Below are 22,893 nucleotides of genomic sequence, written 5' to 3'. Positions count from 1 at the left end.
TCATGCTCGCACTCACCCTGTCCCTGCTCGCCCTGATCGTGGTCGCCGTGCTGATCTATGCCGCCACCCGGCCGAGCACGCTGCACATCGAACGCAGCCTGGTCATCCACGCCCCCGCCGAAACCATCCTCGCCCACGTCAACGACTTCCGCCGTTGGCGCGACTGGTCGCCCTACGAAAAGCTCGAGCCCGACATGCGCCGCGAGATCGGCGGTGCCGCCAGCGGACGCGGCGCGACCTACGCCTGGGAGGGCAAAGGCAAGGCCGGTGCCGGCCGCATGGAAATCACCGACACCCGCACGGACCGCACCACCATCCAGCTCGACTTCAGCAAGCCCTTCGTCAGCCACAACATCGCCGAGTTCGCCGCGGTCGCGCAGGCCGACGCCACCCGGGTGACCTGGACCATGCAGGGCCCGGCCGCCTACATGACCAAACTCATGGGCGTTTTCTTCAATATGGACCGTATGATCGGACGCGATTTCGAGACTGGCCTGGCCTCGCTCAAGGCTCTGTCCGAAAAGTAAGCCCTACCGCCATCACGAAGACGGACCGCATGACCACCGACACCCACCGCGCCATCGATGCCGTCTGGAGGATCGAATCGCCACGCCTGATCGCCGGCCTGGCGCGCATGGTGCGCGATGTCGGCCTGGCCGAAGAACTCGCTCAGGATGCCCTGGTCGCGGCGTTGGAGCGCTGGCCCGAGACCGGCGTGCCCGACAATCCGGGCGCCTGGCTGATGGCCACCGCCAAGCACCGCGCGATCGACCGCCTGCGCCGCAGCAAACTGCAGCAGCGCAAGTACGAGGAGCTGGGCTACGAACTGGAGGACTGGCAGGACGACGCCGAGGCCGCGTTCGAGGCGGCCATCGACGACGACATCGGCGACGACCTGCTACGGCTCGTGTTCACCGCCTGCCACCCGGTGCTGTCGACCGAGGCGCGCGTCGCCCTGACCCTGCGCCTGCTCGGCGGCCTCACCACCGACGAGATCGCGCGCGCGTTTCTGGTACCGGAACCGACCGTGGCCCAGCGCATCGTGCGCGCCAAGCGCACCCTGGCCGAAGCGCGCGTGCCCTTCGAAGTGCCGCGCGGCGACGAACTCGCCGAACGCCTGGCCTCGGTGCTGGCGGTGATCTACCTGATCTTCAACGAAGGCTATTCGGCCACCGCCGGCGACGACTGGATGCGCCCGGCGCTGTGCGAGGAAGCGCTGCGCCTGGGCCGCATCGTCGCCGAGCTGGTGCCGCGCGAACCCGAAGTGCACGGCCTGGCCGCGCTGATGGAAATCCAGGCCTCGCGCGCCCGTGCCCGCGTCGACGCCGCCGGCACGCCGGTGCTGCTGCTGGACCAGGACCGCGCACGCTGGGACCAGGTCCTGATCCGGCGCGGCCTGACCGCGCTGGAGCGCGCCGAAAAACTCGGCGGCGCACGCGGCCCTTACGCCCTACAAGCCGCAATCGCCGCCTGCCATGCCCGCGCGCGCACCGCCGACGAAACCGACTGGGCGCGCATCGCCGCGCTCTACGACGCCCTCGCCCAGCTCGCACCCTCGCCCGTGGTCGAACTCAACCGCGCCGTCGCCCTGGCCATGGCCTTCGGCCCCGCCGCCGGCCTGGAACTGGCCGACACCCTGCTCGACGAACCGTCGATGAAGACCTACCACCTGCTGCCCAGCGTACGCGGCGATTTCCTCGCCAAGCTCGGCCGCTACGGCGAGGCGCATGCCGAATTCAAACGCGCGGCCTTGCTGACCCGCAATGCGCGCGAGCGCGAGTTTTTGACCGAACGTGCGGCGGCCTGCGCGCGCAGCATCGCGACGATCAAGCGGGATTGAAGCGCGCCGCGCTGGCGCTGAAGCGCACGCGGCATAGGTCAAGCAGAGCGCAGAGCGTGTGGATGCGACGCGCCAGGCCTCAGTAGGTCGGACCGCCCACGTCCAGCACATACTCGAAGTTCTGCACCATGTTGCCGTAGCCGTCGTCGTCCTCGGCGTCGCGCCCGTAGTTCGCGCCGACCACCAGGGTGTGGCGACCCGGCTTCATCGGCGGCAGCAACAGCCAGTAGCCGTCGCTGGCGGCGATCACCGTGGCGCCGCTGCCATCGTCCTCGCCGAAGGCGTCGAAACAACGTTCGGTGCGGACCCGATAGCGCTTGGGATCGGCCACCCGCACGCCGTCGATCAGCACCACCGCGCTGCGCAGCGCGTCGTTGCTCAGGGCCAGTCCGTCCAGCAGCGACTTGCAGTGCGCCGGCTTGAGCCTGGCCGGAACCGGATAGCGGCTGCGCTGGTACAGATTGATGATCGGCAGGAACACATGCTTGTCGACCGGCACCGAACAGCGCCGCTGCACGTTCTCGCTGCCGTCGGTGCCGGCCAGAAACCACACCGGCCCAGACTGCGCGATCTTGCACCAGCGGCCGTCGGGGTCGCGATAAGGCTCCATCCCGCCCGGAAAGCGATCGGTCCAGCGCCACCAGTGCGCGCTGAGCTCGGCATAGCCCAGGCCTTCGACCTTGGCGTTCAAGGGCAGCACCGCCGATGCGGCCGCGGACTTCGGCGGCGCGGCCAAGGCCGACACCCCGCACATCAGGCCGGCCAACCCCAAACCGATCAGTATCCGCCGATGATCCATCCCGTTCCTCACTTCGCCTGCCGCGAGCCCGCGCCAGTCTCGGGCGGAAACGCATCGCGCAGCAACTGCGGCGACAGGGCACGGTAGATGGTGCTGTGCTGCAGGTCGGGCCGCGGATCGTAGCGCCAGGTCAGTCCCTTGGGCGCGACCGCGCGCAGCGCATCGGCCAGGCGCGCGGTCTGCGGCGCGATGTTGTCTTCGTTGGCCGACGACAACAGCAAGGTCCGTCGCCCGAACCCGCCCGCCTTCAAACGCGGCTCCGCGGCCTGCACCAACGCATCCTGGTTCCACCACAGGCTGGGACTGATCGCGATATAAACATCGAACAGTTTGGGCTGCTTGAAGAAAGTCTCGACCACGAACAACCCCGCCAGCGACTCGCCGATGATGCCGGTCTCATCGCCTGTCCGATAGCGCTTGCGGATCAACGGCATCAGCTCGGCGGCGATGTAGGCACGAAACTGCGCCGAGCCGCCCACCACCGACGCGATCTTGCGATCCTCGGCGAACGCCGTCGGACCGGTCATGTCGCGCCGCCGCTGGGTGTTCTCGATGCCGACCACCAGCACCGGCCGCATCTCCCCGGCCCGGATCGCCGCATCGACACTACTGGCCACATGCGGAAAATCCTCCTGCAAGCCGCCGTCGAGCATGTACAGCACCGGATAGCGCGCCCCCCTGGCCGCGTCGTAACCCGGCGGCGTATAGACGTTGATGCGCCGCGTTTCCTTCGGCACCGAGGTGTCCATGGTGAAGCTCTCGTGCGCGGGCACGGGCTCGGCGACGACGGCCGGTTCCGCAGCCAGCGCGGAGGCGCAGACACAGACCGCCAAGCAACCAGTCGTCATCATCTTCAAAAGCGTGTGCATGCAGTGCCCCGTTGAGATTGATCGGCCTCGGCGACAGGCACGAGAGCGGATCGCGCGATTATCGACGCACCCGCCCGGCGACAGGCATGCGCCGCGCCATGCGCACGGGTTGCGGCCTCATTGCGTCGCCGCAGCGGGAGCGGTGCCGGCGGGATCCGTCTTGGGCGCCGCGGCGCCGTCCAGATGCTCGCGCAAAAAGCCCGCGATGCCCGACCAGGTGATCTCCAACGCCAAAGGCTGATCGAAGCTGTGGCCCTCGTTCGGGAACGCCAGCACCACCGGCTGGCGCCCCTTGAGATTGAGCATGCGCACCAGGCGACGGGTGTGCTCGAAATCCACGCGCAGGTCCTCGCGGCCGTGGACCAGCATGATCGGCAGCTGCAGCTTGTCCAGGTTGTACAGTGGCGAGGTCGCTTCCATCTCGGCCAGGTCCTTGTTCGGGTCGCCAATGATGCGCTCCATCAAGGCGCGGGTCTTGGCCGAGCGCGCGCTGTCGCTGGCGGTGAAGAACAAGGCGCGATCGCTGACGCCGGAGATCGACACCACGCAACGGAAACGCCCAGGCCAGCGCATGGCCGACACCAGGCCCGAATAGCCGCCGTAACTGGCGCCGACCATGCACATCCGGGTCCCGTCGATGGGGTAGGACGCGATCGCGCTGCGCACGGCCGCGTCGATGTCGTCTTCGATCATCTTTCCGTAGTTGCGGTGGCCGGCCTCGCGAAAGGCCTTGCCATAGCCGTCGGAGCCGCGGAAGTTCACCTGCAACACCGCATAGCCCAGCGACGCCAGGTACTGCACTTGGCGATCGAAATGCAGGCGGTCGCCGACCCCGACCGGGCCGCCGTGCGGCAAAACCACCATCGGCCGCTTGCCAGGCGCCTCGGGCAAGGTCAGGAAGGCTTCGATCGTGAGCCCATCGCTGCCCTTCACCGACAGCACCTTCGCGGGCGCGAAGCGCTTCTCCGCCAGCCAAGGCATCACTTCATCGATCAATGAGGCACGCTTGGCGGCGACGTCCATGTGGTAGATCTGCGGCGGGCGATCGCTGCCGTCCACCCACAGAATCAGCTGCTTGCCATCCAGGCTGCGGTCGATCACGGCGACGGTGCGGCCGGGGTATGCCGCCTGCAGGGTCGCGCCCAGCGCGCGGTCCTTCTCGTCGAAGTACTCGGTGACCAGACGGCCCGATTGGTAGTAGCGCGCCGCCACCGGCTCGCGCCGGCGATCCAGCACCGGCGCCGCCACGTCCACGCCCGGTTTGCTGAACAAGGTGCGCTCGATCTTCTTCGTGGCTGGATCGAACACCACCAGGTCGCGCTGATCGCGGCCCTCGTCGCTGAGCCCATAGATCAGGTCGCCGTCGAAGGATAGCGCCAAGGGCTGGAACCCACCCTCCTTGCCCAGCTCCAGCACTTCCTGATACTGCCCGGCGATGCCGTGCAGCAGCACCATGCGCTCATCGCGCTTGACGATCGCCGCGCGCAGCCGGCCCTGCCCGTCTGCGTACCAGCCCAGGTCGTTGCTCATGCCTTTGTTGAGCCGGTCGCGCGAAGCGGCAGTGGAGAAACTGCGGATGTCTCGATCGCCGACGGTCAAGTCGATGCGATGCACCACCAGGGTGCCACGGCTGTCGTAGCCTTCGAACAGGATCGCGCCGGGCTCGTCGGGCAGCAGATCGACTATGGCGCCCTTGCCTTCCAATGCCAGCACTTGCGCGGCGCGCTTTCCATCCTTGGACTCGCCGATCCGGGCCACGGTGTAGTTGCCGCTGCCATTGCCGGCCAGCAGGATGCGATCGCTGTCCCACGCCAGCGAGTCGATGGCCTCCTTGCGGGTGGTGAGGCGTTGCACGCTACCGGCGACCAGGTCGATCAACTCCAGCCCGTAACGGTCCTCGCCTTCGCGCACCACCTCGGCCAACAGGTCGCCGCCGGGATTGAGCGCGACATCGACCACACGGCCGGGTTTCCACATCTGTTCGACCGGAATCGGCAGCGTCCCGGGCTTGGGCGGCTCGCGGCCGACGTTGAGCTTGGCCGGCGCTTCGGAATTGGATGCGCGCGCACTCCGATACAAAGCGGGGAACGGGTCCGGATAGCGCCCGACGAAGGACAGGCCATGCTGCGCGTAAACGGCCGGATGCTGAGCTTCCAGCCAGTCGATCACCGGCAAGGAGCGGTTCGAGACGTGCATGAAGATGCGCAGAAAGCCGGTCGCGCGCAGCACCAGATCGCCGCCGTAGTTAAGTTTTCCGGCTTCGACCCTGAAGCGGTATTCCGGATCGGTGATCGAGTAGCGCGCGTGATAGTCGCCGCCATAGAGATTGACCTCGGCCCACTCGTACTCGCCCGCCTTCAGCGCGTACAACTGCAGGTTGCGGCCCCCTTCCATGCGGTTGAGCACACCCTCGGTCGGGCCATGCCCGGCCTCGCGCACGTGCACGCTGCTGACGTAAACGCTGGTATCCACCACCAGCACCAGCAGGCCCTCGCCCGGCGCCAGCTTGGGCGCTTCGCCCGGATCGATCTTGCGCATCGCCGTGGCGTCCAGCGCCAGCGACATCAACAGCAGGGCCGCCAGCCAGCACGCGCCCCACTTCCATGCCCGCCGCGGGCCGTGCGTCTTCACCCGACCGCTGCCGCGGCCATCCGCCAGTTTCGCCATCGCTACCCACGCCCCAACGGGCGCCCCCTATCCACGCGTATATCCGCTACCACCCCTCATCGAAGCATAGCCCAGGGCCCGGCTCAGCCGGCAGGAGCGATCGCGGCCGGAGCGCGCGCCTCGCGCCGCAACCAACGCGCCCGCAACTGCAGAAACGGCCGCTCGACCGCGTAATGCAGCAAGGCGCCGGCCGCCAAGGTCGCTACCGCGTACACCGCAAACGCCAGCACCCCCTTCCCCTCCAACTGCGCGCCCAAATGGGTCTCCACCAGGTGGAACACCGGCTTGTGGATCAGGTACAGGCTGAACGAGGTCAGCGCGATCCAGCCCGCGCCGGGCACGCGCCAGCGGCCGAGCCAGCCGCTGGTGCTGGCGCCGGCGGCGACCAGCAAGGCCAGGCCGATCGACAGCAGCGGGTAGCCGATCACGGTCGGCAGCAAGGCGGTGCGCTCGTTGAACAAAGCGATCGCCACGGCGACCACGGCCAGGCCGGCGATCAGCAGCAAGTTGGCGCGGCGCTGCAGACCAGCCCACAGCTGCGGGCGAGAGACCTGGATGCTGGCCAGCACCACGCCGCAGAGCAGGCCGTCCAGGCGCATCCAGGTCGGGTAGTAGATGTCCTCGACGAAGCGTTGGCCGAAGCTGCGTTCGGCGGTCTCCAGGCCGCGCACCGGGGCCATTTCGTACACCCAGACGTAGCCGCGTAGCGCCAGCCCGGCGATCAGGACCGCGGCGCAGACGCTCAGGAACTTGGCCGTCGAGGGGCGCCGCGTCATCCACCAGGCCAGCCAGGGGAACACCAGGTAGAAATGCTCCTCCACGCACAACGACCACGCGTGCGAGAAGGCCTTGTTGTGCTGGTAATCGATCAGCAGGTTCAAGGTGAAAGTGAGGAACTGCCACAACGGCTGGATGCCCGGAGCCTCGCGGAAGCCCGGTACGGTGAAGTACAGCGCCAGCACCGCCAGGAACGCGGGCAGCACGCGGAACGCGCGACGCAGGTAGAAGTCGCCGGGGCGGAACGGTTGGCCCTGACTCAAGGGCTTGAGCAACTGGCCGCCGATCAGATAACCGCTGAGCACGAAGAACAGGTCCACGCCCATCCAGCCATGCGTGACCCCCGCCTGCCAGAACTCGCCCAATCCGCCGACCAGATAGGAATGGAACAGCATCACCCAGACGATGGCGATGGCGCGCAGCAGATCCAGACCGGGAAGGCGACCCATCGAGTACTCGTATAGCGTCGCGAGGCGCAGCGACCGCGGCGCGCGACAGTGGAAGGGATTGGGGGATGCGGGCGCCGTCGCGACCACTGGCTGCGCCCGCAGCGTCAGCATAGAACCGCGGCGGGGTCCTGCCTATCCCTCGCGATGGCCTTGCGCCGAGTCGTTGCGGCGGCGCCGCACCGCGCTGCCGCGACGGCGCGACCCAGCGCTGGGTGCCGAGGCGGCCGAGTCGCCTGGCGGCCCGATTCGGGACCGGCCCGCCGCCCCGCCGCAGGGCCGAAAAACCCCGTCGGCCGGTACCGCCGGCGACGCAAAACCATGGACAATGCGCGCAACCGCGGCGCGCCCGCGGCCCGTGCCGGATCGGAGGGGAGACACCGATGCAGCGGATGCTCGTGGGATTCGTGGCGATCGTCGCAGGCGCCCTGCTCGCCCTGGCCAGTCATTGGCTGATCGGCGTGGCGGTGCTGATCGTGGGCGTGCTGGTCGTCAACAGCGCTCGGCGCAACGCCCCCCTTGCCGCGGACACCGGCTCGGGCTACGACGGCGGCAGCAGCTGGAGCAACAGTTCCAGCAGCGACTGGAACTCGTCCAGCAACAGCAACGACGACAATCGCGACTGCAGCGCCAACGACGCCGACAGCGGCGGCAGCGACTGCGGCGGGGATGGCGGCGGCGGAGACGGTGGAGGCGGTGGCGACTGAGCCGCGTCGCCGCAGCATATCCAGTGAAGCAGGAGTGAGCGTTGGGAAGTGAGTACAGCCTCTTTGCCTGCTCACTGCTCACTTCTCACTTCTCACTTCTCACTTCTCAACACTCACACCTGCCCCCTCGATCGCGCCGTCGCAGCCGGCGAGACGCATGCCTCGCACAGTAGGCGGTCGAATCCGCGCCGCCGCCCGCATGCCCAGCTACTACCTCAACCGGACGCCGCAGCCCAACGGCACCTACGAAGTGCATGCGCTGGGCTGCCCGCGCCTGCCCTTGTATCGGATCCACCTGGGCGAGTTCGCGCAGGCGCGCGATGCCTTGCACATCGCGCAGCGCCATTACGCACCGGCCCAGGCCTGCCCGCGCTGCACCGCCGAACAAACGCGGCGCTGACGGCCACCGCCGTCAGTGGTGGAAGGCTTCGAACTTCACCTCGACCGGGGCGCCGGACGCGGCGCCGACCAGCACCAGGTAGTACTTGCCCGGGCGTATCGGCCCCGAGTACAGGTCCGAGCAGATCGCCAGGGCCTTGGACAAGGCGCGGCCGCGGGCATCGAACAGTTGATAGCCCGGGGACTCTCCGTCGTAGGGGTCGCCGATGCAGGTCATCTGATGCGACAGCACGAACAGGTCGCCGACATCGGGCTTGACGATGTCGATCAGATACGTGGTGCGTTGTCCGGCCGCTACCGCCACGTTGCGGGTGTTGCCGTTCGCCAGCGCCTCGGCCCGATCCATGTCCGGCGTCCATCGCGCCTCGAAGAACACGCTCGGCCCGGTCTCGCGTGCGGCCGCCGCCTCGGGTTTGGCGATCCGGCCCAGCGCCCGCGAACCCAGTTGATGCGAACTCAGGAAACCGCGCTCGCCGGTAACCGCCAGATCGAAGGCGCAGGCGTCCAGCAGTAGCGCGGCCACCCCGGCGGCGGCGCAGGCCTCGCGTGCCTGCGCCAGCGCGGCGGCCGTCGGCGCCGCGGGCGTGCGCGGGAAGTCGCGCAGGTCGTAGCTGGCCGCGTTGCGGCCGGGTGCGTAATCGAACAGCGACTCGTCGGTGCCGATGCGCCAACTCTGCACGAAGCCGTCGATGCCGGCCGTGTCGGGCTGCGAAAGCGCGACCCCGGAACGCGGCACGAAATCATGACTGGGGTCGTCGTCGGCGCGCCCGATCAGCCCCGCGTCCCCGGCGGTATCGACGCCGCGCATCAGCTGGTAGTCGAGGTCCAGCCAACTGCCGTGATGAACCACGCGCAGGCTGCTGCCGTCGGCCCACATCAGCGCGATCACCTCCGGCCGAGTCGACGCACCCCACACGCCCAGCGCATGGCCGTCGCCCAGATCCTGCTGGACGAACGCGCCCTGCCATTGCAGCGGTCGGCCGTCCACGCGCACGCCGTCGGCATAGACGCCGACGCGGCGCGCGCCGGCGCGTATCGCCACCGCGGTGACCGCGGCCACCGAGTCGCTGCCGTGCCAGGGCTCCTGGCGCACCTGGATCTGGACGCCGCGCGTGCTGCGCAGCAACCAGAACTCACCCGCGCGCTGGGTACTGAACACCGCGCCGCTGGGGACGATGTAATGCGGCTCGCCGACCGCGCCACCGCCGTGCTTGCTGCCATGCCCATCGGGGCCGCCCGTCGAAGCCGGCACGGTCGGCGGCGTCGCGGGGGCCGCGGCGGTCGGCTTGCGGCATTCGTCGATCGCGGGGTTGCGCGTGGGCGCGGGCGTGGCGCTGCCGTTGGCCGAGGGCCGCAGACAGACCTGGTCGTACAGCGCTACCCGTTCCAGCAGGGCGTCCTGTTGCTGTTTCAGGGCCTCGCGCCGGGCCGGGTCGTCGGCGCCGTTGGCCTCCCCGCACCAGGCCGCGATCGCCTGCTGGTTCTGCGCCAGTTCGCGCTCGGTGGTGTCGCGGCGTTCGGCGATGCCGCGCAGGGCTTCGTCGATGTTGTCGCGGGTTTCCTTCTTGTATTTGTCCGGGTCGGCGCGCATGCGCGAGGACCAGCCGGTCGCCCCCAGATGCTGGAGGAACTCGTCGATGCGCGGCGCGCTCGATTGAGCCATGGCCTTGAGCTGGTCGGTATAGGAAGGCCGGAACGCAAGGTACCCACTAGCGGCATCCTTCAGGCTGGGATAGGAGGGAAAGCAGACCTTCACCATCTGCATGGACTGGCCGTTCTCGATCCAGCACGGCGTGACCAAAGGCGACTCCAGCGCCTTCTTCTTGGACACCGCCAAGGGTTTGTCCTTGTTGGCGGACTTGCAGTTGACGACGGTGGACTCCTTGCAGCCCTCCTTATGATCGAACTGCACGTTCCACACGTTCTTGCTGGCCTTAACCGTGTGATTGCCAGCCTCGTCGACTTTGCCGCCCAGACCTTCCGCGCGCGCCTGACCGGCGATGTAGGTCCATAGCACCGGCCCTAGACCGCCCACGTTGTTGCGGACCAACGGCTCGGTGATGTTCTGGGTGAAACCTTCGTTGATCTTGCGCAGCTTGTCGCCGGCCGCGCGCGGCGATGGGCATTGCACCTGTGCATAGGCAGGCACGCAGGCCAACGCCAGCACCGCCAGCAGCAAGGTGCGCATGGCGCTCGCCCCCGCGCTCATGGCGCCCCTCCGGCGCCGGCCACCGTCTCGCGACCGTCGCGGCCGATGTAGCGCGAGGGCGCGGACGGCGGATGCCACCAACGCTCGCTGCTGCCGTCGGGCCAACGCTGCTCCAACACCTCATCGCCGTCGCGGTACAAAGCCTTGCTTAGCGACACTGCGCCGGGATCGGGCTTCAGCGCCACCCGCAGCGCGTCGCCCTGCGGCCAGCCTGGCGCCAAGGGCGCACTGGCGCCGTCCGCGCCCGCGATGACCGACGTCGATACCGAAGCCGGCGAAGGCTCGGGCCGCGATGCGGACCCGCGCCAGAACCAGTAACCGAGCAGGCCCAGCAGCGCTATCAACAACAGCCCGAACGCCTTCTTCATGGCCTCACTCCCTGTGATGGCGGGCCGACAGCCCGCGTCGCGCCGTTCCCGGCGCCATCGATCACCAACGCGCTCCGCGCGGCAATCAGGACATGAAGCGGGCGTCGCCGGCCGAGGCTACTTCGGTCCCAAAGCCAGGGCCGAGCCGGTGAACGGCACCGCCAGCTTGTAGCCGACCGGCACCGGTGCCGAAGTCGCGGCGGCGGTGCCGAACTGGGTCACGCCGGCGCCCAGGATCTGGGCCAGATCGTAGCGGCGCCCGCCGAACTCGAAGGCGCGGCTTTCCAGCAACCAGGCCGAGAACACGTTCGACGCCAACAACGGCGTCTGCGCCGGGCCGATGCCCTGCTCCACGGTGGTGCCCACGACCAGCCCGGTCCTGCGCAGCGTCGCGATGCATTCGCCCAGGGCGAACGAGGCTGGGTCGTCGAAGCTCGCCGCCGGCTCGCGTTGCAGGTACACCGAGAACTCGCCGACCGGGTCCAGCCCCAGGCTCAAGGCGCCGTTGACCACGCTGCCGGCTTCGAAGGGGCGCGCGGCGAAAGTGAAATGCGCGGTGGTGTCGCTTTGCGCGCCGTCGAACAGCGGCGCGTCGATGCCGGACAGATGCAGGAAATAGCCGAAGTCGGCCAGGCGGTTGTCGTTGTCCAGGTAAAAGCGTCCGGTCGCGTACCAGGCCAGTTCGCCCGGCATCAGTCGCTGGGCGCGCGCTTCGGCCCGGCGCGAAGGCCGCGCTAGACGGCGGCGACCGGCGCTGCGCGCGCCGGGATGACGGGGCGGGTTCATGCGGTGACGGCTCCGGTTCGGGCGCCTCCGATGGTAAGCCCCAAGTTTACTGCGACGCCACCCAGCAGCAGGTCGCGGTGACTTCGAAGCTGCGCGTTACCTGCCGGCCGCTGTTGTCCGCGTCGCAGTAGTAGGTGTCTCTACTCGGCCTGCCGTTCACCTGTCCGGGCTCGGGATCGCCGGCCGCGTTCTCCAGCCAACGGCAGCCACCGCCCATCGCGGTGCCGCGCGAGCCGCTGTCGGGCGTCAGGTAAGGGCATTGCGCGCCCTTGCTGCCGTAACGACTAGGTTCCATGTCGTAGACCTGCACCACCTGCTCGCAAGCCATGCCGACTTTGGGCGCATCGCCGAAGTAACCGACGACGTCCACGACCAGGTCGGTGGCCGCCGAAGAGAACACCGACAACGAGGGCTGGGCCGGGTCGGCGCCTTGCTTGGCGATGATCTCGTTGCCGGCGATGTCGGTAGCGCGATAGTTGAGGCTGGACGCGACCGGCAACTGCGTGCCGTAAGGGAACACGGTGAGGTAACCGGCCTGAGCCGGATTCACCGCGACCACATTGACCACCACGGCGCGCGCATCGACGGGAATCGCGCAGCCGGCCGGGTGCCCGCCTTGCGCGCTCAGGTCGGCGCCGGCGGTTTTCAGGTGCAGTTGCCCAGTCGCCACCAGGCGCGCGCCGTTCAGACGGGTGTCCGACAGGCGACAAGGAGAGAGCATGTTGTAGACCAGTTGCGCCGACGTCGTCTCCAGCAACGCGGCCGCACCGGCCTTGCGCGCGTCCCAGGCCGAGGGCGCGGGTATGTCGAGCGCCGGCTGCGGGGTCAAGGCAGCCATCATGGCGTCGAAACTGGGCATGGCTGCGGCGCGCCGCAAATCGCGTTCGCTTAGACGCGCGAGGGTGGGACGCATCGCCCGCGCCCAGGCCTGCGGCGGCGTGCCGTACACCTGCTGTACATGCGGCGCCCATAGCTGCAGCAGCCGCTCGCCGGCCTGTCGCGTCGGCGCCTCGATCACCGAGGCCGCAGCCGCCGCGCTCCCGGCCTGCGCGACCGCACGGGTCTCGCCGCGCAACGCGCCTAGCGCGCGCGGCGCCGCGATCGCGAACATCAAGCCCGCGGGCAGCAACAACGCCAGCGCCAGGGCCGCCTTCTTCATCGGAGTCTTCACGATCGCGATCCCAGGCTCAGCGACTGGGCACGCGACAGCACATGCCCGAGGCCGTGATCTTGTCGCTAGTGGTGGCGCGGTTGCGCGCGTAGCAAGCGTAACGCCCGTCCGCGCGCGGTCCGAAACTATGGAAGTACACGCCGTTGACCGCGGGGTACAGATCGACCGAGCTGCAGCCGCCGCCGCTGAGGGTGGAACCGGCCGGACACGCCGGCGTGATCGCCGCATCGGTGCCGCCCGGCGGGATAGTGACGTTCAAGGAGTAAACCGTGGTGCAGTTCAACGGTTCGTTCTTGGTCGGGCTGAAGTAGCCGGCCACATCGATCACCACGTCCGCCGCCGCATAGCTGTAGAGCGTGAAGCTGGGCAGGTTGTCGCCGCCGATGCGGGCGATGATTTCATTGCCGACGATGTCGCCATTGCGGTAGTTCAAGCTGGAAGCGAGCGGACGAACGCCGCCGGTCGGATACACGGTGAGGTAGCCGGCGGTGCCGGGGTCGACCACGGTGATGTTGAGCGTCACCGCCGAGGCATCGCTGGGCAGGCCACAGCCGCCGTTGGCACCGCCCTGCTGCGTCAGCATGGTATCGGTGTTGAACGCGCGCGCCTCGCCCGCGTACAGACGACGCGCAACCGTACGGGTATCGGCCAGGCGACACGGCGACAGCATGGTGTAGAGCAGCCGGTCGGTCTGCGGATAAAAGGCCTTCACCGAAACCGGCGGCGCCTTCGCCGCCGTCTCGGCGATGTGCGGAAACGGCTCGCTAACCGCCGCCATCATCGCCTCGTAGTCCGGCATCGACGCCGCGCGCTTGAGATTGACCAACGGCGCGCGCGCGAAGGTCGGGCCCATCGTCTGCGCCCAGCGCTGCGGCGGCGTGCCGTAGACGCGTTGCACATGGCCGGCCCAACGGCGCACGATGCCGGCCACCAGCGCGCCGCGTTCGCTGCGGGGCTGGTACTGGGCCGCGGGCGAGACGGGCAAGCTCTGGGCCAGACCGGCACCCGACGAACACGCCAGCAGCACGCCGGCCAGCAGGGCCGCGCGCGTCTTGTTTGCCAATTTCATGCTTTCCCCTGTGAACGCGGCCGGCTCGGCTCGCTATCGGCACACGGCGCCGGCAACGAAAGCGCCGGCTATCGCGACGATCGAAACTTCACGCGGATGGTGTCGGAACGCCATGACCGTTACAAGCGCAAGGCGCCGCCATTGCGCCTAACCGGTTCGGCGCCTCAACGCCGCAGCGCGCGCTTGGCGAACACCACGCAGATCACCCCGAACAGCATGTGCGCGAGCACGCTCCAGGCGATCCAGTCCGGATGCTTCAGCGATGGCGTGGCGTTGACGCGCGACAGCGGCAGCACCACGAAATTCATCACCAGGTACAGGACCACGCCGTAGGGAAGGCCGTAGGTCCAGATGCGCGACAGCAGTCCGGTGTAGCGGCGCGCGACCAGGGTGTAGATCAGCACGAACAGGGTCGCCATGAACACATGCAACAACACGCCCAACCCGGCCGATTGCAGGCCACCGTCGAAACTGGCCGGCCCCAGCACGCCCACCGCGATGGTCTGGAACAGACGCACCATGCCAGCCGCGTCCCAGCCGAACCACAGCGTGGCCGCGAAGCTCATGTCGCCCAAGGCCACGAGCAGGCCGCCCAGCAGCACCTGCGCCCAAGCAGGCGAGCGCGAGGTGTGATTGAGACTGGAGGACATGCCGGAACTCCCCGCGTTCGGATGGTGGCCGGATCATAGGGGCCGATCGGCGCGCGCGTATGTGCCGAAGGCAGGGGTTCGACGGCGCGCGGCTGTCGCCGCAACGCGTCTGGCGGCATCCGTGGCAGGCCGCCGCAGTCCTGGATGGAGAACCCGATCATCCGCACCCCGCTCGCAACGGCGCGGCGCGCGCAGGCGATCTCAGCGCAGCTGACTGTCCTTGCTGCCGCGTCGGTTGTAGCCGCTGGCCGCGCCCTGCTCGCGGTCGTGCGCTTCCTGGCAGCTCACGCACAGACGCACGCCCGGGATCGCCTTGCGCCGCGCTTCGGGGATGGGCGTGTCGCATTCTTCGCAGCGCTCCAGACCGGGGCCCTGCGGAAGTTGGTCGCGGGCGCGCTTGATCGCGTCCTTGATGGTGGCGTCGATCTGGTCCTGCACGGCGCCGTCGCCTGCCCAGCCGGTTGCCATGGCCGCCTCCGGGTGCGGTGGAAGGGACAAACAGCATAGCCGAGCGAAGCTGAGCGCCGCTCGACCCTGGACCGGCCTCCCGGGCGCGGCCGCGAGCGCGCAAGCGGACCTGCGTCTCCTCTCACGATACGGCGGCGTGTGTCGGTAGCGTGCCTGCGCTACCATCGGGCGATGCTCATGCCGGCGATGGACCGCGGCGACGGTCTCCAGGGGAGGAGGGGAATGGATCCAAAGTCAGGTCAGGGCTCGGCGCCCCGCTCTCGCGGATCCGCCAGCGCTCCCGGCCGCCATGACGGTCCCGATCCGGACCGCGCCTCGCCCCGCGCCGCCCGCCGCGGCATTCCGGTGCCATCCCCTCGTACGCGTCTGGCCGCACTGGCCCGCGTGCTCGCGCTTTCCGTCCTATTCGTAACAGGATGCCAACCCGCCATGTCCACCCAACCTGCCTACGTCGCGCCCAACAAGACCGACGCCAGCCGGCCGTTGACCTTCGCCCAGCACGATTTCGGCGCCGCGGCCTACGACACCTTCGGCTGCAGCGTGCTCTACAACGGCGAATACGCCCTGCGCGATTCCGATGAGACCAAGACGCCGTCCTCGGCCTCACTGGGCACCGACTACCGCAAGCACATCGCCGCGCCCTGGGCCGCGATCCGCAACTTCCCCGGCCCGGCGCAGCTGAGCTGGCGGTCCAAGGACGGCAGCGCGCACGAGGCCACGATCGATATCCCCGGCCTGTTCGAAGACCGCGTGATCCGCCATAACGTGCCCAGCGCCGAGCTCGCCGGATCCGGCGTGATCGCCGAGGACCCGGAGATTCTGGTCGAGGTCAACGACCGCACCGTCAACGTCTACATGCGCGCGATGGTCCATACCCGCGAGCTGCAGATCCCCGGCAACAAACACAGCGACTTCCGCAACGATCCGGTCCTGGTGTTCAGCCATACGTACTAAAGGAGTAGTGCGATGACGGACGACAAAAAGAAAAAAGGCCCGGACGGGGTCAGCACCTACCCCGCCGACGCGCACGACCTGGCCAGCTACGAGCAGGCCAGCGAGGCGCTGTCGCGTTTGTCCACGCCGGTGCTGCTGCACAGCTCGAACCCGCATGAGCGGCTGTTCATCGCCGCCTTCGACGGCACCGGCAACAGCATGCTCAAGGACGCGCCGACCAACCACACCAACATCGCCGACGTGGTGCGTCAGACCGCCGCGGCCAACAGCCGCGGCATGTCCAACATCCGCGTCGACTACATGGAAGGCCCCGGCACCCAGGACGGCGCGATCAAGAGCGGTCTGGACAGCATGACCGGCGGCACCTACGACGACCGCGTCGAAGAGATGTACGTGCGCCTCACCACCCAGAGCAAGAAGTGGCTGGCCGAGGATCCGGAGGCGGAGATCCGCGTGGTCAGCCTGGGCTTCAGCCGCGGCGCGGAACAGGCGGCGGGCTTCACCCGCCTGGTCGACGAGCGCGGCATCGGCGACCCGAAAGAGCGCGTGGAGGATCGCAACCTGTTCGGCAAGCTCAAGGGCGTGCATTACACCGGCGAGCCCTTGGTGCCTGCGCACGAAGTGCCGCAGGCCGTGGCCCTGTTCGATCCGGTCGGCACCGGCGAACCACGCAAGCACGACCGCCGCCAACCGCCGTCGGTGCTGTCGGGCTTTCAGATCACCGCCGAAGACGAACGCCGCAACCTGTTCAAGTCCACCAGCGTGCTGGACCCGGGCGTGAGCGAGAACGGCCGCTTCCTCAACGTCACCGTCGGCGGCGCCCACAGCGACATCGGCGGCAGCTATGCGCTCAACGGCCTGTCGGTGCGCAGCGGCAATCTGATGGTCGATTACCTCAACTCGCTCAGCGACCAACCTTTCCTGGCCAAGCGCCCGGTGCCCACCGCGCCGGAGATGAACGTCGTCCACCGCTCCGAAGAGCACCAGTGGTTCTATCGCACCTCCGACTTCGACAAGGACGGCCAGCGCGACCGCATGACCCAGCTGACACGGGACAAGCGCGTGGCCGATCAGCACAACAACGAGGCGCGCGACGATGTCATGAACGGGCGCTTCCCGCAGCGCCCGGTCGCGATCGGGCCGGTGCCGCCGGAGCGGCCCTCGCCCGAGCCGCGCCTCAATGCCGAGCCCGCGCCGATCGCCGCCGCGGACACCCGCGCGCTGTTCCAGCGCCTGGGCCAGGCCGCGGTGAACGGCGACGTCGACGGCGCACGCGCCGTCGGCGGCAGCTTCCTCGCCTCCGAGCAGGGCCAGCACCTGCAACGCCGCGGCGGCGAACAAGCCCAGGCCGCGGCCGCACCGCCCGAGCGCCAGCAGGACCGGCCGGCCGACCCCACGACGCCCACGCCGCCCACGTTGCCGCCGAACGGCCACGAAGGCCCCGAACGCCGCATGACGCCGCGGCTCTGACAGCAGGACGAGAAAGCGCACGATGGAGAAACAGGATCTGGAGTTGTTCGCCGTCCAGCTGATGGGCGTCGCCAAGATGTTCGAGGTGGTCTGCGACAAGGCCACCGAACGCTTCACCCAAAGCGCGACCGAACTCAAGCGCACCGCCGACGTCTGGGAGACCAACGCCCAGTTGCTGACCCGCGATCTGGTCGCCAGCGTCGGCGAGCAGACCCGCGACGCCATCGAGCTGGGCGTGGGCGCGGCCTCGGCGCAGTACGGCCAGCAGTTGCAGAACACCGCCGCGGCGCTGCGCGAGGTCTCGCGCAATGCCGAGAAGACCCTGCAGCAGTTGGACGACCAACGACGCGAGCTCAAGCGCGAACAGAAGTCGCTGATCTGGACCGGCCTGATCGGCCTGGGCCTGGGCGCCCTGCTCGCCGCCAGCGGCGCGGGTTATCTGATCTGGCAGAGCGGTCGCGAAGTCAAACGCGCCGAATTCGCCAGCGACATCCTGCGCGCGACCAAGTCCGGTGCGCTCAGCCGTTGCGGCCAGGCGCTGTGCGCGCGCGTGGACGCGAACGCCAAACGCTACGGGCCCAAGGGCGAGTACTTGCTGCTGGAGCAGTAGACCCGCCCCAGGGCGGCGCCAGGCGACCGCCCTGCCCTACCCCGAGACTCAATCGTGGGTCTCGCCCGACAACGGCGTCGCCCGCATCGAGGGCCGCGCCTGGAAGGCATCGAACCAGGCGCTCAGGCGCGGACGCCCCGCGCGAAAATCCGGCAGCGCGCGGAATTCCAGCCAACTCAGCGCGGTCGCCAGCGCGATATGGCCGACATGCAACGCGCCGTCGGTATCGAGCTCGCTTTCCAACCAGTCGTAGCTGGTCACCAGCTTCTCCGTATAGCCCTCGCGCAGGGCCGGATAGCGCAGCGCTTCCGGCCGCCGCACCGTCTCCCAACGCACCTTGATGCCGGCGTCGCCCAGGCCTTGCGCGATCGCCTGCACACGCAGGGCCTGCCAGCGCGCTTCGCCCTGGTCGGGAATCAAGCGCGGGCCCGCGTGCAGCGTGTCCAGATAGGCGCAGATCACATCGGAATCGAACAGGGCCGGCAGGCCCGGGCGCAGCAGCACCGGCACCTTGCCCAACGGGTTGGCGGCGTAGACCGCTTCGTTGCGCAAGGTCGGGCTGGTTTCGTGGTGCACGACCTCGATGCGGTCGGCGATGCCAGCCTCGTGCGCGAACACCAGCGCCTTGCGCGCGTACGGGGAATGGGTTTGATAGAGCAGTTTCATGGCAGGACCTTGAAGAGGAAGGAAACGCTTAGACGCGCGGCTGCGATGCCGGACCATCGGCGTGGGCCAGGCGGGCATCGTGCAGCAATTGCGCGACCACCGCGGTGATCCGTTGCGCGGTCGGCAGATGCAGAAACTCGTTGGGACCGTGCGCGTTCGATTGCGGACCCAGCACACCGGTGACCACGAACTGCGCCGATGGAAAGCGCTCGCCCAGCATCGCCAGGAACGGGATGCCGCCACCGCCGCCGATCAAGGCCAGGCCGGCGCCGAAGCTGGCTTGCGAGGCCCGCTCCAAACTGGCGCTCAGCCAGGGTGCGGTCTCGGGCGCATGCCAGCCCTGCGATACCATGTCGATGCGGAACGCGACCTCGCTGCCGTAGGGCGGCTCGGATTCCAGCAGCGCCTTCAATCGCCCGGCCGCGGCCTGCGCGTCCAGCGTCGGCGGCAAACGCAGGCTGAGCTTCAGCGTCGTCGCCGGCTGCATCACCGCCGCCGCATCGGCCACCGCGGGCAGACCATCCAGGCCGGTGATCGCCAACTGCGGCCGCCAGGCGCGATTGAGCAACACCTCGGCGGCGTCGGCATGCACGGGGCGCATGCCCGGATGCAGCGGCAGCTGCGCATGCAAGCCGTCGCCGAGGGCGCGCGCCGCGATCCGCGCCTGCGCACGACGCGAAGGCGGAATCGGGGCGTGGAACGGGCTGGCGATCTCGCCGCTGCCGGGATCCTCCAAGCGCGACAGCAGCATCCGCGCGATCCGGAACGACGAGGCCACCACGCCCGAGGCATCGCCCGAATGCACGCCCTCTTCCAGCACGCGCACGCTCAAGGCGCCCGCGACCTGACCGCGCAAGGAGGTGGTCAGCCACAGTTGCTCATAGTTGCCGCAGCCGGCGTCCAAGGCGACCACCACCGCGGGCGACCCCATCCGCGGCGCCAGGTGTTCGACGTAGTAAGGCAGATCGCCGCTGCCGGATTCTTCGCAGGCCTCGATCAGGATCGCGCAGGGCGCATGCGTCAGCCCCTGCGCGCGCAAAGCCTGGATCGCCAGGATCGCGGCGAAGATCGCGTAACCGTCGTCGGCGCCGCCGCGGCCGTAGAGCCGCTCGCCCTCCAGGGACGGCGTCCAGGCATCGCGTCCGTGGGTCCAGCCCGTCATCGGCGGTTGCTTGTCCAGGTGCCCGTAGATCAAAACCGGCGCCGTGCCTTCGCCGGGAATCTCGATGTAGATCACCGGCGTACGCCCCGCCAACGTCACGACCTCGACGCGCGCGCCCGGTACTTGCGCCAGGCGTTCGCGCGCCCAGTCGATCATCAATGTCACCGCGCGCTGCATATGTCCGCGTTCGGCCCAGTCGGGCTCGAAAGCCGGGGACTGGCAGGGAATGGCGATGTAGTCGCTCAGCACCGGCAACAGGTCGTCCTGCCAGCGGTGGGCGATGAAACGCTGCAATGCGGAAAAATCCATGGCCCGAGTCTGTGTTTTGGAGCTAGCATCCTAGGAGCGCAGCCCCGCAGTTTCGCCGCGAACCGGCATGGTCCTGCGCTTTTTTTCCGCGTTGTCGGCAAGCTCCGGAGCCCCGCATGTCTCTAGACCGATTCGATCGCCAACTCCTGAACCTGGTCCAGGACGATGCCGGCCAGACCGCCGAGCGCCTGGCCGAACAGGTGTTCCTGTCGCCATCGGCGGTGCAACGCCGGCTGCGGCGCCTGCGCGAACAAGGGGTGATCGTGCGCGACGCGGCGGTGGTCGACCCCAGGAAGGTCGGGCGCCCGACCTTCTTCGTGGTCTCGTTGCAGGTCGAACGCGAACGCCCCGAACTGCTGGCCCAGCTGCGGCAATGGCTGGCGGCGCAGGAACACGTGCAGCAGGCCTTCTACGTCACCGGCGAGGCCGACTTCGTGCTGATCATCACCGCGCCCGACACCGAGACCTACGACGCCCTGATGGCGCGACTGGTCGGCGACAACCCGAACGTGAAGCGCTTCACCACCAATGTCGCCCTGGGCGTGGTCAAGCGCGGGCTGACGATTCCGATACCGTTGGACGAAGACGAATGAGGCACGGGCGCGGCGCCGGATTCTGGCGTCGCCGGATGCTTGCGCGCGTTTTTCCCGCATCCGCGCGCCCACAACGCGGCCAGGCCGCGCACGCGGCGCGCAGACTGTCGGCATGAACTCCGACACCGACGCCACGCCCTGGAACATCGCCGAACTCTGGGACGACTACCGTCCCACCCCGTTGATCGCCTTGCCCGCGCTCGCCCGCCACACCGGCGTCGCCCAGGTGCTGGTCAAATGCGAGGGCCAGCGCCCGCTGGGCAACTTCAAGGCATTGGGCGGCATGTACGCCGGCTTGCGCGCACTGGCGCGCGCGACCGGCGCGTCCTCGCTGCGCGAGCTGGAGACGCGCAAGCGGGCGACCGGCACCTATCGCCTGCTCTGCGCCAGCGACGGCAACCACGGCCTGGCCGTGGCCGCCGCAGCGGCGCGTGCGGGTGCCGGCGCTTCGGTCTATCTGCCCGCCGACGTAGACGCCGGCCGCGCCCGTCGCATCGCCCGCTTGGGCGCCTTGGTCGTGCGCGTCCACGGCACCTACGACGACGCCGTCGATGCCGCCCAGGCCGCCGCGCTGCGGGGCGACGGGCTGTTGATCGCGGACACCAGCGAAGATCCGAACGACCCGGTCGTACGCGACGTGATGGCCGGCTACGGCCTGCTGGTCGACGAACTGCGCGCGCAGTTGCACGAACACGGCGATGGCCGCATCAGTCACGCCTTCGTCCAGGCCGGGGTCGGCGGCCTCGCCGCCGCGGTCGCGCAAGGCCTGCACGACCGTCTCGCCCAGCCCGCGGGCCTGGTCGTGGTGGAACCCGAGGCGGCCGCCTGCGTGGCGCATGCGCTGTCGCAAGGCGCGCCTTCGCGCATCCCCGGCGACCTGCGCACCAGCGCCGAAATGCTTTCCTGCGGCCTGGCATCGGCGCCCGCCCTGCGCGTGCTGCGAGACCACGGCGCGGTCGCCATCGCCGTCGACGAGTCAGCCTTGGTCAACGCGGCCGCCTGCCTGCATGAGCATGGCGGTCCGCGCACCAGTTCTTCCGGAGCCGCCGGCCTGGCCGGACTGCTGCAAGCCACGGTCGACGACCGCGCCCGCAGCGCGCTCGGCCTGTCCGCCGCAAGCACGATCCTGCTGATCGCCACCGAACAACCGCGGGACTGAACCTCGGCGGCGCTTACTTGGCTCGAGCTCGGGACGCCGCGTACAGATCGTGCCTTCGATTCGGATCGATCCTGCCCGCCGCGCGGCGCACGCAGACCGTGGTCGGCGAATTGGCCCTCTCCGCCGCAGGGTAATTGGCACTCCAAGTCGGCAGGCATCGGGCCTAAGGTCCGCCCTGCCCACCACAAGGAGGTACTCACCATGAAGACCCGCACGTTCCGTCTAGCCCCGCTGTCGACTCTGGTCGCCGCCACGCTGATTACCCTGTGCTCTTCCGCCAGCGCCGTCGCCGGCGATGCGCACCATGTCGGCATGGATTGGAAAGACAACATCATCACCCGTATCTGCGCCCGCCAGTTCGAAGTCGCCCAGCGCATGGACATGGAATCCTTCCGCGACTACGACGCCGAAACCTTCCGCGCCGTGCACGACGAGCGCGCGATCACGGTGTTCGGCAGCGGCACCACCCTGATCGGCATCGACGCGATCATGAACGCCTTCACCGGCCACTTCAGCAACCGCGAAGCTCGCTGGAGCTGGACCGAGCGCTATCGCGTGGTCGACGGCTGCAGCTCCGCCTTCATCCTGTACGAAACCGTGTACGAGATCCCGCGCATCGGCTTCCGCTCGCGCGCGCTGACCGGGGTTACCTACACCTACGACCGCGGCAAGTGGCTGGCGATCGCCGATCAGGGCACGCCGCTGCCGTAATCGCCTCTCGCAGTTGGGTTCGCAGCAGGGGCGG

At 68.8% G+C, this 22,893-nt stretch carries 23 protein-coding genes; 10 read left to right on the top strand and 13 right to left on the bottom strand.

Translation table 11 applies throughout. The annotated features are described in order from the left end of the window. The first annotated feature begins 2 nt into the window (after positions 1-2). A complete protein-coding gene (locus tag ASE35_RS03535; RefSeq protein WP_057159090.1) occupies positions 3-527 on the top strand; it encodes an SRPBCC family protein in 525 nt (174 codons plus the stop codon). A gap of 29 nt (positions 528-556) precedes the next feature. After that, the gene (locus ASE35_RS03530; protein ID WP_056174089.1) at positions 557-1,840 is read left to right on the top strand and encodes an RNA polymerase sigma factor; all 1,284 of its coding nucleotides are present in this window, start codon (positions 557-559) and stop codon (positions 1,838-1,840) included. A 79-nt stretch (positions 1,841-1,919) separates the two neighbouring features. On the opposite strand, the gene ASE35_RS03525 is transcribed toward ASE35_RS03530, so the two are convergent. From ASE35_RS03525 to ASE35_RS03510, 4 genes are all read right to left on the bottom strand, one after another. Beyond that, on the bottom strand, positions 1,920-2,639 hold the full coding sequence (locus tag ASE35_RS03525; protein ID WP_235569986.1) for a hypothetical protein: 720 nt from the start codon (positions 2,637-2,639) through the stop codon (positions 1,920-1,922). An 8-nt stretch (positions 2,640-2,647) separates the two neighbouring features. Then, positions 2,648-3,388, bottom strand: a complete 741-nt coding sequence (locus ASE35_RS03520) for an alpha/beta hydrolase-fold protein (RefSeq protein ID WP_235569985.1) — start codon at positions 3,386-3,388, stop codon at positions 2,648-2,650. 237 nt (positions 3,389-3,625) lie between these two features. Further along, positions 3,626-6,175, bottom strand: coding sequence for a S9 family peptidase (locus ASE35_RS03515; protein ID WP_057162983.1), 2,550 nt, complete (start codon positions 6,173-6,175; stop codon positions 3,626-3,628). Positions 6,176-6,258: 83 nt separating this feature from the next. Beyond that, positions 6,259-7,401 (bottom strand): acyltransferase, encoded by a 1,143-nt coding sequence (locus tag ASE35_RS03510; RefSeq protein WP_057163405.1) that lies wholly within the window; start codon positions 7,399-7,401, stop codon positions 6,259-6,261. Between the two features lie 380 nt (positions 7,402-7,781). On the opposite strand from ASE35_RS03510, the gene ASE35_RS03505 reads away from it, so the two are divergent. Further along, positions 7,782-8,105, top strand: a complete 324-nt coding sequence (locus ASE35_RS03505) for a hypothetical protein (protein ID WP_057162982.1) — start codon at positions 7,782-7,784, stop codon at positions 8,103-8,105. Between the two features lie 157 nt (positions 8,106-8,262). After that, the gene (locus tag ASE35_RS03500; protein ID WP_157489246.1) at positions 8,263-8,505 is read left to right on the top strand and encodes a hypothetical protein; all 243 of its coding nucleotides are present in this window, start codon (positions 8,263-8,265) and stop codon (positions 8,503-8,505) included. 12 nt (positions 8,506-8,517) lie between these two features. On the opposite strand, the gene ASE35_RS03495 is transcribed toward ASE35_RS03500, so the two are convergent. From ASE35_RS03495 to ASE35_RS03465, 7 genes are all read right to left on the bottom strand, one after another. Continuing rightward, complete coding sequence (locus ASE35_RS03495; protein WP_157489245.1) at positions 8,518-10,713, bottom strand: hypothetical protein; 2,196 nt, start codon at positions 10,711-10,713, stop codon at positions 8,518-8,520. After that, a complete protein-coding gene (locus ASE35_RS03490; protein WP_057159084.1) occupies positions 10,710-11,081 on the bottom strand; it encodes a hypothetical protein in 372 nt (123 codons plus the stop codon). Before ASE35_RS03490 ends, ASE35_RS03495 begins: the two co-directional genes overlap by 4 nt. Before the next feature lie 117 nt (positions 11,082-11,198). After that, complete coding sequence (locus ASE35_RS03485; protein WP_057162980.1) at positions 11,199-11,867, bottom strand: hypothetical protein; 669 nt, start codon at positions 11,865-11,867, stop codon at positions 11,199-11,201. 46 nt (positions 11,868-11,913) lie between these two features. Beyond that, the gene (locus tag ASE35_RS03480; RefSeq protein ID WP_157489244.1) at positions 11,914-13,038 is read right to left on the bottom strand and encodes a hypothetical protein; all 1,125 of its coding nucleotides are present in this window, start codon (positions 13,036-13,038) and stop codon (positions 11,914-11,916) included. A gap of 16 nt (positions 13,039-13,054) precedes the next feature. Continuing rightward, positions 13,055-14,107, bottom strand: coding sequence for a hypothetical protein (locus ASE35_RS03475; protein ID WP_057162978.1), 1,053 nt, complete (start codon positions 14,105-14,107; stop codon positions 13,055-13,057). Positions 14,108-14,271: 164 nt separating this feature from the next. Beyond that, a complete protein-coding gene (locus ASE35_RS03470; protein WP_057162977.1) occupies positions 14,272-14,757 on the bottom strand; it encodes a hypothetical protein in 486 nt (161 codons plus the stop codon). A 201-nt stretch (positions 14,758-14,958) separates the two neighbouring features. Then, the gene (locus tag ASE35_RS03465; RefSeq protein ID WP_056174068.1) at positions 14,959-15,225 is read right to left on the bottom strand and encodes a DksA/TraR family C4-type zinc finger protein; all 267 of its coding nucleotides are present in this window, start codon (positions 15,223-15,225) and stop codon (positions 14,959-14,961) included. A 429-nt stretch (positions 15,226-15,654) separates the two neighbouring features. Between ASE35_RS03465 and ASE35_RS03460 the strand changes: the two genes are divergently transcribed. From ASE35_RS03460 to ASE35_RS03450, 3 genes are read left to right on the top strand one after another with little or no spacing between them, the layout of a single operon-like run. Beyond that, on the top strand, positions 15,655-16,179 hold the full coding sequence (locus ASE35_RS03460) for a hypothetical protein (RefSeq protein WP_056174066.1): 525 nt from the start codon (positions 15,655-15,657) through the stop codon (positions 16,177-16,179). Positions 16,180-16,191: 12 nt separating this feature from the next. Beyond that, entirely contained in the window at positions 16,192-17,649 is a 1,458-nt protein-coding gene (locus ASE35_RS03455) for a DUF2235 domain-containing protein (RefSeq protein WP_057162976.1), read from the top strand. A gap of 22 nt (positions 17,650-17,671) precedes the next feature. After that, on the top strand, positions 17,672-18,259 hold the full coding sequence (locus ASE35_RS03450) for a hypothetical protein (RefSeq protein ID WP_057159078.1): 588 nt from the start codon (positions 17,672-17,674) through the stop codon (positions 18,257-18,259). 48 nt (positions 18,260-18,307) lie between these two features. On the opposite strand, the gene ASE35_RS03445 is transcribed toward ASE35_RS03450, so the two are convergent. Then, positions 18,308-18,925, bottom strand: coding sequence for a glutathione S-transferase (locus tag ASE35_RS03445; protein WP_057162975.1), 618 nt, complete (start codon positions 18,923-18,925; stop codon positions 18,308-18,310). 28 nt (positions 18,926-18,953) lie between these two features. After that, the gene (locus tag ASE35_RS03440; RefSeq protein ID WP_057162974.1) at positions 18,954-20,396 is read right to left on the bottom strand and encodes a M20/M25/M40 family metallo-hydrolase; all 1,443 of its coding nucleotides are present in this window, start codon (positions 20,394-20,396) and stop codon (positions 18,954-18,956) included. A gap of 116 nt (positions 20,397-20,512) precedes the next feature. Between ASE35_RS03440 and ASE35_RS03435 the strand changes: the two genes are divergently transcribed. From ASE35_RS03435 to ASE35_RS03425, 3 genes are all read left to right on the top strand, one after another. Next, positions 20,513-20,989: an Lrp/AsnC family transcriptional regulator gene (locus ASE35_RS03435; protein WP_056174057.1), complete on the top strand. Its 477-nt coding sequence runs from the start codon at positions 20,513-20,515 to the stop codon at positions 20,987-20,989. A gap of 112 nt (positions 20,990-21,101) precedes the next feature. Next, positions 21,102-22,148, top strand: coding sequence for a pyridoxal-phosphate dependent enzyme (locus ASE35_RS03430; protein ID WP_057162973.1), 1,047 nt, complete (start codon positions 21,102-21,104; stop codon positions 22,146-22,148). Between the two features lie 201 nt (positions 22,149-22,349). Then, positions 22,350-22,859 (top strand): hypothetical protein, encoded by a 510-nt coding sequence (locus ASE35_RS03425; RefSeq protein WP_056174053.1) that lies wholly within the window; start codon positions 22,350-22,352, stop codon positions 22,857-22,859. Positions 22,860-22,893 lie beyond the last annotated feature (34 nt).

This window comes from Lysobacter sp. Root916, from assembly GCF_001429785.1.
GTDB lineage: Bacteria > Pseudomonadota > Gammaproteobacteria > Xanthomonadales > Xanthomonadaceae > Lysobacter.
The sequence above is the reverse complement of the archived record's forward strand: the minus strand, read 5'-3'. Positions and strand labels throughout refer to the sequence as shown.

Coding starts and splice junctions, on each gene's coding strand:
- ASE35_RS03535 (WP_057159090.1), top strand. CDS start 3: ATGCTCGCACTCACCCTGTCCCTGCTCGCCCTGATCGTGGTCGCCGTG.
- ASE35_RS03465 (WP_056174068.1), bottom strand. CDS start 15,225: ATGGCAACCGGCTGGGCAGGCGACGGCGCCGTGCAGGACCAGATCGAC.
- ASE35_RS03445 (WP_057162975.1), bottom strand. CDS start 18,925: ATGAAACTGCTCTATCAAACCCATTCCCCGTACGCGCGCAAGGCGCTG.
- ASE35_RS03460 (WP_056174066.1), top strand. CDS start 15,655: ATGTCCACCCAACCTGCCTACGTCGCGCCCAACAAGACCGACGCCAGC.
- ASE35_RS03510 (WP_057163405.1), bottom strand. CDS start 7,401: ATGGGTCGCCTTCCCGGTCTGGATCTGCTGCGCGCCATCGCCATCGTC.
- ASE35_RS03475 (WP_057162978.1), bottom strand. CDS start 14,107: ATGAAATTGGCAAACAAGACGCGCGCGGCCCTGCTGGCCGGCGTGCTG.
- ASE35_RS03505 (WP_057162982.1), top strand. CDS start 7,782: ATGCAGCGGATGCTCGTGGGATTCGTGGCGATCGTCGCAGGCGCCCTG.
- ASE35_RS03455 (WP_057162976.1), top strand. CDS start 16,192: ATGACGGACGACAAAAAGAAAAAAGGCCCGGACGGGGTCAGCACCTAC.
- ASE35_RS03430 (WP_057162973.1), top strand. CDS start 21,102: ATGAACTCCGACACCGACGCCACGCCCTGGAACATCGCCGAACTCTGG.
- ASE35_RS03435 (WP_056174057.1), top strand. CDS start 20,513: ATGTCTCTAGACCGATTCGATCGCCAACTCCTGAACCTGGTCCAGGAC.
- ASE35_RS03440 (WP_057162974.1), bottom strand. CDS start 20,396: ATGGATTTTTCCGCATTGCAGCGTTTCATCGCCCACCGCTGGCAGGAC.
- ASE35_RS03520 (WP_235569985.1), bottom strand. CDS start 3,388: ATGGACACCTCGGTGCCGAAGGAAACGCGGCGCATCAACGTCTATACG.
- ASE35_RS03470 (WP_057162977.1), bottom strand. CDS start 14,757: ATGTCCTCCAGTCTCAATCACACCTCGCGCTCGCCTGCTTGGGCGCAG.
- ASE35_RS03490 (WP_057159084.1), bottom strand. CDS start 11,081: ATGAAGAAGGCGTTCGGGCTGTTGTTGATAGCGCTGCTGGGCCTGCTC.
- ASE35_RS03500 (WP_157489246.1), top strand. CDS start 8,263: ATGCCTCGCACAGTAGGCGGTCGAATCCGCGCCGCCGCCCGCATGCCC.
- ASE35_RS03525 (WP_235569986.1), bottom strand. CDS start 2,639: ATGGATCATCGGCGGATACTGATCGGTTTGGGGTTGGCCGGCCTGATG.
- ASE35_RS03530 (WP_056174089.1), top strand. CDS start 557: ATGACCACCGACACCCACCGCGCCATCGATGCCGTCTGGAGGATCGAA.
- ASE35_RS03495 (WP_157489245.1), bottom strand. CDS start 10,713: ATGAGCGCGGGGGCGAGCGCCATGCGCACCTTGCTGCTGGCGGTGCTG.
- ASE35_RS03450 (WP_057159078.1), top strand. CDS start 17,672: ATGGAGAAACAGGATCTGGAGTTGTTCGCCGTCCAGCTGATGGGCGTC.
- ASE35_RS03485 (WP_057162980.1), bottom strand. CDS start 11,867: ATGAACCCGCCCCGTCATCCCGGCGCGCGCAGCGCCGGTCGCCGCCGT.
- ASE35_RS03515 (WP_057162983.1), bottom strand. CDS start 6,175: ATGGCGAAACTGGCGGATGGCCGCGGCAGCGGTCGGGTGAAGACGCAC.
- ASE35_RS03425 (WP_056174053.1), top strand. CDS start 22,350: ATGAAGACCCGCACGTTCCGTCTAGCCCCGCTGTCGACTCTGGTCGCC.